We start from the raw sequence: 13504 nt of genomic DNA, 5'->3' as shown, positions 1-13504 counted from the left end.
TTCAAGATGGAAATATTTGGTCAGTAATAATTATTTAATAAAAAAATCCTCATTAATTTATTCGAATAGATTACTATTGAATAATTAATGAGGACTGTCATCACCTTAAGACTACTAATCTCTAAGAGTGATCATTACGAAATACGGTGAACTGACCAAGTGATACCAGCTGTATTATTTCCACCTAAAGTAAGCTGAACTGTCAATCCATCTGCTTCATAGAAGAGACCAATCACATCTCCGGCAGTTAATTCTAAATCTCCAGTAATCGTGACAGCTCCATCTCCTAGAATTGCTCTTAAGTTCAGTACTGCAATTATATTTACATCTAAAATTGGTACTAAACCACTTATTAAGTCAGCAGTAGTAGGAGCAGTTCTACGTATTACAAAAGAAGGATTTATTCCTGCTCCGATAGCAGCCGTTAATGTTGTAGTTGTTGAATAGTTAATTGTTGCTTCAAAAGTATACCTTCCTGTAGCAGGTACTGTAAAATTACCAAGTGTTGGATCAAAAGCAGGTGAACTGAAATGTGGACTAGCAACACTCCAGTTAGTTAATTGAGCTGTAGTAGCAGTATTCACACTTGGAATGAATGCTGAGAATCCAGTTGAAGTCAGACTCGGACCTGTCGCTCCTGCTGGGCCTGTCGCTCCGTCTGCTCCTGTTGCTCCCGCTGGACCTGTTGCCCCTGCTGGACCTGTTGCTCCGTCTGCTCCTGTCGCTCCTGCTGGACCTGTTGCTCCTGCTGGGCCTGTCGCTCCGTCTGCTCCTGTTGCTCCCGCTGGACCTGTCGCTCCTGCTGGGCCTGTCGCTCCATCTGCTCCTGTTGCTCCCGCTGGACCTGTTGCTCCTGCTGGGCCTGTTGCTCCGTCTGCTCCTGTTGCTCCCGCTGGACCTGTTGCTCCCGCTGGACCTGTTGCTCCGTCTGCTCCTGTCGCTCCCGCTGGACCTGTTGCTCCTGCTGGGCCTGTTGCTCCGTCTGCTCCTGTTGCTCCCGCTGGACCTGTTGCTCCGTCTGCTCCTGTCGCTCCCGCTGGACCTGTTGCCCCTGCTGGACCTGTCGCTCCGTCTGCTCCTGTCGCTCCCGCTGGACCTGTTGCTCCCGCTGGACCTGTTGCTCCCGCTGGACCTGTTGCTCCTGCTGGGCCTGTTGCTCCGTCTGCTCCTGTTGCTCCCGCTGGACCTGTTGCTCCGTCTGCTCCTGTTGCTCCCGCTGGACCTGTTGCTCCTGCTGGGCCTGTCGCTCCGTCTGCTCCTGTTGCTCCTGCTGGACCTGTCGCTCCGTCTGCTCCTGTTGCTCCCGCTGGACCTGTTGCTCCTGCTGGGCCTGTTGCTCCGTCTGCTCCTGTTGCTCCCGCTGGACCTGTTGCTCCTGCTGGACCTGTTGCTCCTGCTGGACCTGTTGCTCCTGCTGGGCCTGTTGCTCCGTCTGCTCCTGTTGCTCCTGCTGGGCCTGTTGCTCCCGCTGGACCTGTTGCTCCCGCTGGACCTGTTGCTCCCGCTGGGCCTGTTGCTCCCGCTGGGCCTGTTGCTCCCGCTGGGCCTGTTGCTCCCGCTGGACCTGTTGCTCCTGCTGGGCCTGTTGCTCCTGCTGGACCTGTTGCTCCTGCTGGGCCTGTTGCTCCTGTTGGACCTGTTGCTCCCGCTGGGCCTTGTGGACCTGTCGGACCTACTGGACCTGTTGGACCTACTGGACCTGATGGACCTGGAGGTACTGCTGGGCCTGGTGGTAATGCTGCTCCTGTTGGACCTGTTGGACTAGGCGGAAATGAAAATAATGGTGAACTTGTTGGGCCTGGTGGTATTGGCAAATAGATACACCTCCAAAAATATTTTGACGTACACCTTATACTATTTTTGATGGACAAGTTTGGTTTGGATATTTTTATCATTTCTATTAAAAATCCGCAAAAAAACTCTACTTACTAGATTCAAAACTATCATTGATAGTCAAAAGCGATCTAGTTTAGTAGAGTTATTGTAAAAATATATTTTTCTTACTTCTATTTATTAATTAGTTTATAGATACTCCTGCGCTAGCATATCCAGTAACAGTATTAACAAGGCTAATACCGTTTGCAGTTGCAGTAAATACCATCATTAAACGAGTTTGTGCTGCAATTGGTACTGCTAAAGGTGTAGAAATACCGCTAGTGATTTGGCCTAATGAAAGCGGACCTGCTAGAGCCGGTAAAGTGACACTTGCACCTGCAACTGGAGTAAAGTTATTACTATTTATTGGTGCACTATATAATTGTGCAGTGACCACTATATTTGTTCCTAAAATTGACAAAGCAACTACATTACTATAGGATGCTGAAATTGCTGTAATAATACCAGCTCTAGGCATTGAGAATGCAAAATCAAGAATTTCAGTTGGTAAACCAGTTCCAGTTAAATCAATCGCTGGTCCAGGAAGTAATGCAACATTTGGAATTGAACTTCCAAATCCTACAAGACCTGCTGTTCCCGCTAATCCACCTGCAACTGTTGACATTACTACTGGTGCACCTGATGCAAACGGAATAATTGCACCTGTACCTGCTATACCAGTCGCTCCCGCTGGGCCTGTTGCTCCTGCTGCGCCCGGTGTTCCTGCTGGACCTGTTGCTCCTGCTGGGCCTGTTGCTCCCGCTGGGCCTGTTGCTCCCGCTGGGCCTGTTGCTCCTGCTGCACCTGGTGTTCCTGCTGGGCCTGTTGCTCCTGCTGGGCCTGTTGCTCCTGCTGGGCCTGTTGCTCCTGCTGCACCTGGTGTTCCTGCTGGGCCTGTTGCTCCTGCTGGGCCTGTTGCTCCCGGTGCGCCTGTTGCTCCTGCTGCACCTGGTGTTCCTGCTGGGCCTGTTGCTCCTGCTGGGCCTGTTGCTCCTGCTGCACCTGTTGTTCCTGCTGGGCCTGTTGCTCCTGCTGGGCCTGTTGCTCCTACTGGGCCTGTTGCTCCTGCTGCACCTGGTGTTCCTGCTGGGCCTGTTGCTCCTGCTGGGCCTGGTATTCCTGCTGGGCCCGTTGCTCCTTGTGGACCCGGTGTTCCTTGAGGACCTGCTGGACCTGTTGGACCTGGAAATCCTGCTGGACCTGCTGAACCTGTTGGACCTACTTGACCTGGGATTCCTTGTGGACCTGTTGCTCCTGCTGGGCCTACTGGGCCTGTTGCTCCTTGTGGGCCTGTTGCCCCTTGTGGACCTGTTGCTCCTGCTGGACCTGCTGGGCCTCCTGCAGGACCTGTTGCTCCCGCTGGGCCTGTTGCTCCTGTTGCTCCTGCAGTACCAGGAGTTCCTGCTGGACCCATTGGTCCCATTGGACCCATTGGACCCATCGGCCCCATCGGACCCCTTGGACCTCTGTCTCCATCTTCTCCTTCTTTTCCTCGTTTACCTCTTTCTCCACGAGGACCTTGTTTACCTTCAGGACCACGTGGACCTGTTGCTCCTGTTGCTCCTGTTGGACCCATTACTGGTTTTGGAAGGAATGAAGAAATTTGTTGTAATAATTCTGATTGATCTGTGCTTTGTGTAGTATCTGGTTGATTTGGTTCTTCTGATGGTTGTTGTGGTAGTGGTGGAATTGGTGGTAGTGGCAAAAAAATACACCTCTCAAAAAATTTTAATTGTACAATTTATTGTATAAAAAAAGGACAAATTGGTTCATTATTATTAAAAAAATGAGTCAAAAAACATGTACAAATTCATTATTATTTTAATATAATAGTTCTAGACTTCAATACTTTTGATATTGACAAGGTAGTTTTTCAACAGCACAAAAAAACCAAATTCTAAAAAAAAGAATTTGGTTTTTTTATACATTTATGATAGCTATTATTTATCCTCGTAATTGAGCATTATGAGTTTCTTCTACAGCCTTTAATACTTTTGAATGAGCTTTCGTTACTTCTTCATCCGTTAAAGTGCGTTCTGGGTCGAAGTATGTTAATGAGAAGGCTACTGATTTTTTACCAGCTTCCATCTTATCACCTTCGTATAAATCAAAGATTGTAGCATCCTTTAGAAGTCTTCCACCAGTTGAACGAATTGTAGATAAAATATCACCTGCAAATACTTTTGAATCAACTACCAATGCCATATCTCGGTTCATTGATGGGAAACGAGGAATTGCATTGTATAAAATATCATCAAATTCAGTATTTAATAGCTTTTCAAGAGATAATTGGAATACATACGTTTCTTTAAGATCCCATTCTTTTTCAGTAACAGGATGAACTTGACCGATAAAACCAATTTCTTCTCCGTTTAATAAAATACTTGCAGTACGTCCTGGGTGTAATTCTTCTTTTTTAGCTGCAACGTATGAAATTTTACTAGTTAAACCTAATTCATTAAATAATCCATCTAAAATACCTTTTACAACATAGAAATCCACAGCTTTTTTCTCGCCTTGCCAAGCATGTTGTAACCATAAGCCAGTTAACGCACCAGCTAGATACTCTTCTTCATGTGGTAAATCGTTATTTTCCTTTGTTAAGAATACAGAGCCTGTTTCGAATAGTTGAACATTTTCTTCTTTACGTGCAACATTATATGCAATCGCATCTAATAAATGTGGAACTAAACTGAAACGTAACTCGCTGCGTTCTTCACTCATAGGTAAAGCTAAACGTACTGGTTCTGCATCTACTGTTTCTAATGCAAAGCGTTTTACTTTATTATTGCTTGTTAAAGAATACGTGACAGCTTCATAAAGACCTGCATGCTGTAGATACTGACGAATTTTTCTACGTTTTGCTTGGTATGGTGTTAATTGTCCACGACTAGCAACACCTGTTGGTAAAGTAGCCGGAATATGATCATAGCCATATAGTCTTCCTACTTCTTCAACTAAATCTTCTTCGATTGAAAGATCACCACGACGACTTGGAACAGTAACTGTAAATACTTCACCGTTCACAGTAGCTTCTAATCTTAAGCGACGGAAAATATCTTTTACTGTCTCAGCATCAATTGATGTACCAAGTACACCATTAATCTTACTTACAGAAACTGATACTTTTTTAACATCTTCAACTAAGTTGTCGGCAATTACAGTACCTTCTACTATTGTTCCACCAGCTAATTCAGCCATTAACTGAGCAGCACGTTCAGAAGCAGGGAATGTACGAGAAGCATCGATACCTTTTTCAAAACGAGCACTTGAATCACTACGTAAGCCTAGGTCTTTTGAAGTTTGGCGAACACTTTGACCTCTGAAAACAGCTGATTCAATTAATACGTCTACAGTTTCAACATCAACCTCAGTACTTTGACCGCCCATTACACCTGCAACTGCTACTGCTTCTTTTTCTGTTGCGATTACTAAATTATGTGGCTGTAATGTGCGCTCTTCACCATCAAGCGTAACGATCTTTTCGTTTTCTTTCGCATGACGAACGATTAGTTGATGACTATTTAATTTATTAAAATCAAACGCATGTAATGGTTGACCATATTCAATTAAAATATAATTTGTTATATCTACAACATTATTAATCGGACGAATACCAGCACTCATTAAACGAGCTTGCATCCATAATGGTGAAGGACCAACTTTTACACCTTTCACTAATTTAGCACTATAATATGGTGCATCTTCTTTTGATTCAATTGAAACTGAAACATAATCAGCAACTGTAGCTGATTGAGCGCTAATTGCTGGAAGCTTCACATCACGATCTAAAATTGCAGCTACCTCATAGGCAACACCAATCATATTTAAGCAATCAGCACGGTTTGGTGTTAATCCAAGTTCTAATACTGCATCATCACGATAAAGTACATCTAATGCATCTGCTCCTACTTCAGCATCACTTGGTAAAACAAAAATACCATTTGAGAATTCTTTTGCTACTACTTTGCCTTCAATTCCTAATTCTTGCAGAGAGCAAATCATTCCTTCAGAAACTTCTCCACGTAATTTTGCTTTTTTAATTTTGAAGTTCCCCGGTAAAACAGCGCCTACCTTTGCTACGATTACTTTTTGCCCCTTAGCAACATTCGGTGCGCCACAAATAATTTGTACTGGTTGCTCTTCTCCAACATCAACAGTACATTTTGATAATTTGTCTGCCTCTGGATGTTGTTCACGTTCCATTACATAACCAACAACGACATTTTTAATTCCTTCTGAAAGATGATTAACACCTTCAACTTCAATACCTGCTTTTGTTATTAATTTTGCAAGTTCGTCTGGTGTAACACCACTTAAATCAACGTACTCTTGTAACCATTTTGTTGATACAAACATGTTTTAGTCCCCTCCTACCTTACATTTGTTGGAATTGCTTTAAGAATCTTATATCGTTCGTATAGAAATGACGAATATCATCAATACCATATTTTAATAATGCAATACGTTCTGGACCCATACCGAAAGCAAATCCTTGCACTTCTTTTGGATTATATCCTGCCATCTCAAGCACGTTTGGATGTACCATTCCCGCACCTAAAATTTCAATCCATCCAGTGTGTTTACACATATTACAGCCTTTCCCTCCACATTTCATACAAGAAATATCCATTTCTACTGAGGGCTCAGTGAATGGGAAGAAGCTTGGGCGTAAGCGAATTTCACGATCTTCACCAAACATTTTTTTTGCAAAAAGTTGTAAAGTACCTTTTAAGTCACTCATTGAAATGTTTTCACCAATTACAAGACCTTCGATTTGCATAAATTGGTGAGAATGTGTAGCATCATCGTCATCACGGCGATAAACTTTACCAGGACAAATTATTTTAATTGGACCTTTTTCCACATTTGCTTCCATTGTTCTAGCTTGAACAGGTGAAGTATGAGTTCTCATTAATGTTTCTTCAGAAATATAGAATGAATCCTGCATATCACGAGCTGGGTGACCTTTTGGTAAATTTAATGCTTCGAAATTATAATAGTCTTTTTCTACTTCTGGACCTTCTGCGATTTCATATCCCATTCCAATAAATAAATCTTCAATTTCTTGAATAACCGCTCTTAATGGGTGAGCTCCACCTGCATGAACTGGTCTTCCTGGAAGTGTAACGTCAATTGATTCACTTTCTAATTTTTCATTAATTGCATTTTGTTCTAATACAACTTGCTTTGCTTCAAGTTTTTCTTGTATTGCCGCACGTACTTCATTAGCAACAGCTCCCATTTTTGGGCGCTCTTCAGGAGTTAAATCCTTCATTGCTTTCATTGCCTCAGTAATCGGACCTTTTTTACCTAGATAGGCAATTCTGATTTCATTTAATGCTTTTAAATCTTTTGCTTCTTCTATTTGCTTAATCGCTTCTGCTTGTAAAGAAACTAAACGCTCTTGCATGAATAATCCTCCTATTCAAATTCAAATTTAAACATAAAAAAACCTCGCTCCCAAAAAAGGGACGAGGATTGATCGCGGTACCACCCTAATTAACAGTTATTATGTTTGTTACAGAAACTAACTGCTCACTTCATTCATATAACGATCTACTTAGATAGACCGAGTCGCCTTTACATTCAAAAATGGTCCCGGCGCTAGCTCAAGAGGTGAATTCAATTTGGTCTACTATAAAAGTGCTTACAGTCTACGGCACTTTTTCCCTAAATAGAGATTCAAATTTACTATTCTCTGTCAAAGCTTTTTATGTATTAAATTTTCTTAATTAATTATATTGATTTTTTTCAATTAATGCAACTGCTCAACATCATTATTTACTAAATGATTTGAATCATTTTTACTGATCTAGAAAGCTCTAATGAGGCTTCTATTATTTTTCACAAGCTATACATTAGAATCCCAGCTGCAATACCAACGTTTAATGATTCGGCTTTACCATAAATCGGTATATATAGATTTTCATCAGTTAATGAAAGTAATGTTGAATTCACGCCTTTACCTTCATTTCCTACAATAATGGCAAAACGATTTGTAACGTTTACTTCATTAAAAGGTTTTGCATTTTGAAGAGATGTTCCATAGACAGTTAATCCTTTATCTTTCAAATTAGAAACTGCTTCAACTAAATCACCACGTAATATTGGTAAATGGAATAATGATCCTTGGGTGGATCGAATTGTTTTAGCGTTATATAGGTCACTAGTACCCGAACCTAAAATAACCCCATCAAAACCCGCAGCATCCGCTGTTCGAATCATTGTTCCAACATTCCCCGGATCTTGAACTTCATCAATTAATAATAATTTTGACACTTTCTCAAAATCAATTCTTACAAAAGAAAATTCAATAATTGCAAAAATTCCTTGAGATGTTTCTGTTTCGCTTAATTCCTTGCTAACCTCTTTTGATATATACGTAATCTCAAATGACCCTGTTGAAAATTTAGAAGGCAAGTCAATCTCTTCACTAATTAATAAATGAAGAATCGGTGCATCATGCTTAATTGCCTCCTCGACTAAATGAAAACCTTCTACGATATATTGTTTAGCTTTATCTCTTCCTTTTTTTGTATGTAACTTTTTCCAAGCCTTAACAGAATTATTTTGTATGGAATCAATTTGTTTCATAAGTTTCCTTTACCTTTCATCGTATCTCATATGAGTTTATCATACATAAAATCGTTTCCGTTTACAAATACTACATAAAGCTTAATATGAAAGGAGAATCCAAATGAATTTTAATATTCGCGGAGCAGTTCTTCACAATATTTCAGGTAATAAAAGTGATCAATTAGAAGCAACAATTGTAGATGCTATTCAAAGTGGCGAAGAAAAAGTATTACCAGGTTTAGGTGTACTTCTCGAAGTTTTTTGGAATCACGCTTCAGAAAATCAAAAGCATGAACTTCTTACAGTTTTAGAAAATGGAGTAAGTCAGTAATCTAACCTGTTAATAACATAGTAAAGGACTAACTAAAGTTATAAACTTTTTGTTAGTCCTTTTATTTTGGCTATTTCGTTTTACCTTTCAAATCATCGATTGAATTAATCTTCATATATTCTGGTACGACTAAGCCTAATTTTGTCCCTTTTAAATTCGGTCCAAGATCAATCAATTGTTTTTTGTACTCATTCATATAATCTTTATGAGTCGTTGGAAGCCAAGCTGCCACCATTGCATCTGCACTTCCATCAGAGATACCAGCAAACATCGGTCCTGCCTCAACCTGTTTTAATGTAACGTCATAGCCTTGGTTTTCAAGTACTTTTCCAATCACATTTGTACTGGCAACTTCAGATTCCCATGAAACATAAACGAGACTGATCTTATCACCATTTCCTTTTGATGCATCTTTCGTCCAATTATTCACTTGATTTTGATGCTTTTTAATCCATTTCGCCGCTGCATTTTCAGGTTTCGCACCGTCTTGAATATCACTCATAACTTCTTCCATATCAGATGGTTTCCATGAAAAGCTATCTAAAATCTTGTACGCACCAGGCTCTTCTTCTTTTAATCCTTTTCTTACCACTGTATGAATTTCTTCATCCTTACCAAATGACCCTTTTGGATCTTCTAAATACTTTAATTTATATTTTGAAAACATCCAGTGGGGTGTCCATCCTGTAACAATTATCGGATCTTTATTTTCATACGCTTTTTTCAATTCAGCAGTCATCGCTGCTGAAGATCCTTCTTTTAATGTCCAATCGTTTAAATCATAATCCTTCATCGCTTTTTCAGTTGCTTTCATTAACCCGGCTCCTGGATCAATTCCAGTTATCTCAAAATTAACCTGGGTACCTATTTTATTTGAAGCTGTTTTTTGATCCTTACCACCTGCAAAAGCAACTGAAATGGCCGAAATACAAAAGATTAATACAGTAAATCCATAAACATATTTTTTTGCAAATTTTTTCGCATATGCAGGTTGACGAAGATTTTGAGAAATTCGATCTAGAATAATTGCAACGATTACAATTGATATCCCTGCTTCGAAACCTTCACCTACTTTAATCTGAGTTACAGCACGATAAACTTCTGCACCTAATCCTGGAGCACCTACGAGTGATGAAATAACTACCATCGATAATGCAAGCATGATACTTTGATTTATACCAGCTAGAATTGTCGGCGCTGCTAAAGGTAGCTGTACTTTAAAGAGTCTTTGCCACGTTGTTGATCCAAACGCATTAGATGCTTCTATTAAATCATTTGGAACCTCTCGTATACCTAAATTCGTTAATCGTATAGTTGGAGGAATTGCAAAAATGACAGAAGCTAAAATACCAGGAACTACACCAATTCCGAAAAAGAGAATTGCTGGAATTAAATAGACAAATGCTGGCATTGTTTGCATAAAGTCTAGTATTGGTGTGATCACTTGTTTTACTCGATCGTTTTGCGACATCCAAATCCCTAAAGGAATTCCAATTACAACCGTAATAACGATTGATGATAAGATCAATGCTAAAGAATCAACTGTAGCATCCCACAGTCCAAGATTATCAATTAATAATAAACCAAGTAATGTAAACAGACCTACTGTCCACCTACTTGTATAAAAAGCAAGTAATGAAATTAGTATTATTAGAATAATTGATGGGCCAAGTCCTAAAACTTTAACAAGGTTATTTAAAAGGGTTTCTGTGATGTTGGTTATTGCGCCGAATAGAGGATGGAAAGTTTTAATAATTAAATCAACAATTTTATCAATCCATTCTGCTAACGGAATTTTTGGAATACCCATATGTTTAACCTCCCTCTATATTTAAATCGTCTGTTTTACCCGCTAACGCACCGATTACTGCTCCACGGATAATGACACCTTTTAATCGATCATTTTTATCAATAACTGCTAATGGAAGTTCAGAAGTTGCAAGTGCTCCAATTACATCAGTTAATAAAGTATCTTCATAGACAGTCACAATTTCCTTCTGCATAGCTTCCTCTACTGATTTATTTTTAATTAGAGCATTTGAAGCATCATCAGCAGTAATTGCTCCTAGTAGCTTTTGTCTACGATCAACCACAAATATACTTGAATATCCTTGGTCTCTCATTACTTGTAAAGCTACACGTGTTCCGCGGTCAGGCGTAATTCTTTCAGCACGCTTTTGTACATGAGCCGCCGTTAAAACTTTTGATAGGTCTACATCTTCTACAAATCGTTCAACATATTCATTGGCTGGATTCACCATGATCTCCTCGGGAGAACCAATTTGCATTATGTTACCATCTTTCATTAGAGCAATTCTGTCTCCAATTCGCAGGGCCTCATCTAGATCATGTGTTATAAATATAATCGTTTTTTTCATCGTATCTTGCAGTTCCAATAATTCATCCTGCATATCTTTACGTATTAATGGATCGAGCGCGCTAAAAGCTTCATCCATTAATAAAATATCTGTATCACTTGTTAGTGCCCTTGCAAGGCCAACACGTTGTTGCATACCACCACTTAATTGTGACGGAAATTGATGCTCATATCCCTTTAAGCCAACTATTTCTAATGACTTCAGAGCTTTTTCTGTTCTTTCATCCTGTGAAATATTTTGTACTTCTAAACCATATTCTGTATTCTCAAGAATTGTCTTGTGCGGGAATAGAGCAAAATTTTGAAATACCATACTAATTTTTTTACGACGTACATCTCTTAACTGCTGAGGATTCATTTTTACAATATCCTCATCGTCTATCAAGATTTGTCCAGTAGTTGGTTCAATTAATCGGTTGAGCATTCGAATCAAGGTCGATTTACCACTACCTGACAGTCCCATTACAACAAAAATTTCACCCGGGAATATTTCAAAGCTTGCATTATTTACCCCGATTGTTGAGTTTGTCTGCTCTAATATTTGCTTTTTTGAATATCCCTTTTCTAGTAACTTTATGGCGTTCTTTGGAGACTTACCGAAAACCTTTGTTACGTTTTTCACTTTAACTTTTGCTTTCATTAACTCACCTCAAAACTTTCTATTTTTTTGCTTCTCCAATTTTCAATAAGGATTCTTATCTATAAAAAAATTAGCCAAGTACTAATTAAGTCTTGGCTCCTTAAAAACTCCATTTACAAAATTGGAGTCTAAATTTTTATTTATAAGCTTTAAAAAATTCCCTAAGAAACCATTTTTTTATATCCTATTTCCGAGTATCCTTATTTGAAAAGCGTGCATTCATGATAACAATAAGATATGACAAAACTATTTCAAACTAGTTATAGGAATAATACAATTTGTTTCAGTTCGATAACGTCAAGGAAGGAAAAAGTTGGAAAACCGAGTTGGATAAGTACGTAGAAAAAGCAAAAAAAACCTTAATAAATGATGGTTTTTCAGAGATACGAAAAATACTATCTTAAGTAAGATTTATGAGGATGAGATAGCTGAAGAACTTAATTCCTCACTAGAAGTTTATGAGGTGTATTTAGTTAATCAAATAAGCTAGTAGGAAATTTCAAATAAAACTACAAAAAAATCCCTCAATAAAAGAGGGATTGATTTTTCTTAGTTATATGTTAAACGCTCTACTGTATCGCGGTCTAATCGTTTGATTACTTCTACGATTAATTTAACTGTATTTTCATAGTCATCACGATGAAGAATTCCAGAATGAGAATGAATATATCTCGTTGGAATTGTGATTGCTAATGCTGGAACACCTCTCATAGTAATATGCATTGAACCAGCGTCAGTTCCTCCCCCAGGCATGGATTCGTATTGATAAGGAATTCCAATTTCATCTGCCACATTAACTACAAATTCACGTAAATCTTTATGAGACACCATTGATGCATCATATAAAACGATTTGTGGGCCTTTGCCTAATTTACCTTGTGCTTCTCTTTCAGATACACCTGGCATATCACCTGCAACACCTACATCTAATGCAAAACCGATATCTGGTTCAATTTTATACGTAGATGTTTTTGCACCACGAAGTCCTACTTCTTCTTGTACCGTTCCAACTCCAAATACAATATTTGGATGTGCTTGGCCTTGTAATTGTTCTAAAACATCAATTGCAATAGCACAACCAATACGGTTATCCCATGCTTTTGCTAATAATAATTTTTCGTTTTTCATCGTTTGGAATTCGAAATAAGGAACAACTTGATCGCCAGGACGAACCCCAAATCCTAATGCTTCTTCTTTACTTGAAGCACCGATATCAATAAACATATCCTTTATGTCTACTACTTTTCTTCTCGCTTCTGGACTCATAATATGAGGCGGTTTTGAACCAATAATACCTGTAATATTACCTTCTTTTGTTGAGATGGTAACACGCTGAGCAAGCATTACTTGTGCCCACCAGCCACCAATTGTTTGAAAACGTAAAAATCCTTTGTCATCAATTTGTGTAACCATAAATCCAACTTCATCAAGATGTCCAGCAACTTTAATTCTTGGACCATTTGGGTCTCCGGTTTTAACTGCTATTAAGCTTCCTAAATTATCAGTTACAACCTCATCAGCAAATGGTGTAATATATTTTCTCATTACTTCACGTGGTTCATGTTCAAATCCAGCTACGCCGTTTGCATCCGTTAGTTCTTTTAACATTTGTAACTTTGCATCTAAAGTAGACAAACTCATCCATCCTTTTTTTAATTAAGATTATGTACATATAACATTATACAATTTGGGATTCCTTTTG

The 13504-nt window shown here is 39.2% G+C and carries 9 protein-coding genes and 1 other annotated feature; of the genes, 1 reads left to right on the top strand and 8 read right to left on the bottom strand.

Annotated features, from left to right (window positions below; genetic code table 11):
• Positions 1-134: 134 nt before the first annotated feature.
• The 5 genes from RAH41_RS03260 to RAH41_RS03240 all read right to left on the bottom strand — a co-directional run bounded on the left by RAH41_RS03260 (position 135) and on the right by RAH41_RS03240 (position 8472).
• Positions 135-1814 carry a hypothetical protein gene (locus tag RAH41_RS03260; protein ID WP_331220601.1) on the bottom strand — a complete coding sequence of 560 codons (1680 nt, stop codon included), beginning with the start codon at positions 1812-1814 and terminating at the stop codon, positions 135-137.
• Between the two features lie 203 nt (positions 1815-2017).
• On the bottom strand, positions 2018-3580 hold the full coding sequence (locus RAH41_RS03255) for an exosporium glycoprotein BclB-related protein (protein ID WP_331220599.1): 1563 nt from the start codon (positions 3578-3580) through the stop codon (positions 2018-2020).
• Positions 3581-3819: 239 nt separating this feature from the next.
• Positions 3820-6234, bottom strand: a complete 2415-nt coding sequence (gene pheT, locus RAH41_RS03250; RefSeq protein WP_331220597.1) for a phenylalanine--tRNA ligase subunit beta — start codon at positions 6232-6234, stop codon at positions 3820-3822.
• Between the two features lie 19 nt (positions 6235-6253).
• Entirely contained in the window at positions 6254-7288 is a 1035-nt protein-coding gene (gene pheS / locus RAH41_RS03245) for a phenylalanine--tRNA ligase subunit alpha (protein ID WP_331220595.1), read from the bottom strand.
• 54 nt (positions 7289-7342) lie between these two features.
• Positions 7343-7592 (bottom strand) — a binding site (T-box leader).
• 130 nt (positions 7593-7722) lie between these two features.
• Complete coding sequence (locus RAH41_RS03240; RefSeq protein ID WP_331220593.1) at positions 7723-8472, bottom strand: RNA methyltransferase; 750 nt, start codon at positions 8470-8472, stop codon at positions 7723-7725.
• A gap of 103 nt (positions 8473-8575) precedes the next feature.
• Here RAH41_RS03240 and sspI point away from each other — a divergent pair, with 103 nt between their 5' ends.
• Positions 8576-8785 (top strand): small acid-soluble spore protein SspI, encoded by a 210-nt coding sequence (gene sspI / locus RAH41_RS03235; RefSeq protein ID WP_025568436.1) that lies wholly within the window; start codon positions 8576-8578, stop codon positions 8783-8785.
• A 70-nt stretch (positions 8786-8855) separates the two neighbouring features.
• Here the strand turns inward: sspI and RAH41_RS03230 are convergent, their stop codons facing one another.
• The 3 genes from RAH41_RS03230 to RAH41_RS03220 all read right to left on the bottom strand — a co-directional run bounded on the left by RAH41_RS03230 (position 8856) and on the right by RAH41_RS03220 (position 13443).
• On the bottom strand, positions 8856-10595 hold the full coding sequence (locus RAH41_RS03230; RefSeq protein ID WP_331220592.1) for a glycine betaine ABC transporter substrate-binding protein: 1740 nt from the start codon (positions 10593-10595) through the stop codon (positions 8856-8858).
• A 4-nt stretch (positions 10596-10599) separates the two neighbouring features.
• Entirely contained in the window at positions 10600-11802 is a 1203-nt protein-coding gene (locus RAH41_RS03225) for a glycine betaine/L-proline ABC transporter ATP-binding protein (RefSeq protein WP_331220590.1), read from the bottom strand.
• A 549-nt stretch (positions 11803-12351) separates the two neighbouring features.
• On the bottom strand, positions 12352-13443 hold the full coding sequence (locus RAH41_RS03220) for a M42 family metallopeptidase (RefSeq protein ID WP_419471557.1): 1092 nt from the start codon (positions 13441-13443) through the stop codon (positions 12352-12354).
• Positions 13444-13504: the final 61 nt, after the last annotated feature.

The organism is Gottfriedia acidiceleris, assembly GCF_036421055.1.
GTDB lineage: Bacteria > Bacillota > Bacilli > Bacillales > Bacillaceae_G > Gottfriedia > Gottfriedia acidiceleris_C.
This window is presented reverse-complemented; position numbering and strand designations above follow the sequence as displayed.

Excerpts from the sequence above, each read along its gene's own strand:
- pheT (WP_331220597.1), bottom strand. The coding sequence starts at position 6,234 with ATGTTTGTATCAACAAAATGGTTACAAGAGTACGTTGATTTAAGTGGT.
- pheS (WP_331220595.1), bottom strand. The coding sequence starts at position 7,288 with ATGCAAGAGCGTTTAGTTTCTTTACAAGCAGAAGCGATTAAGCAAATA.
- RAH41_RS03240 (WP_331220593.1), bottom strand. The coding sequence starts at position 8,472 with ATGAAACAAATTGATTCCATACAAAATAATTCTGTTAAGGCTTGGAAA.
- sspI (WP_025568436.1), top strand. The coding sequence starts at position 8,576 with ATGAATTTTAATATTCGCGGAGCAGTTCTTCACAATATTTCAGGTAAT.
- RAH41_RS03230 (WP_331220592.1), bottom strand. The coding sequence starts at position 10,595 with ATGGGTATTCCAAAAATTCCGTTAGCAGAATGGATTGATAAAATTGTT.
- RAH41_RS03225 (WP_331220590.1), bottom strand. The coding sequence starts at position 11,802 with ATGAAAGCAAAAGTTAAAGTGAAAAACGTAACAAAGGTTTTCGGTAAG.
- RAH41_RS03220 (WP_419471557.1), bottom strand. The coding sequence starts at position 13,443 with ATGAGTTTGTCTACTTTAGATGCAAAGTTACAAATGTTAAAAGAACTA.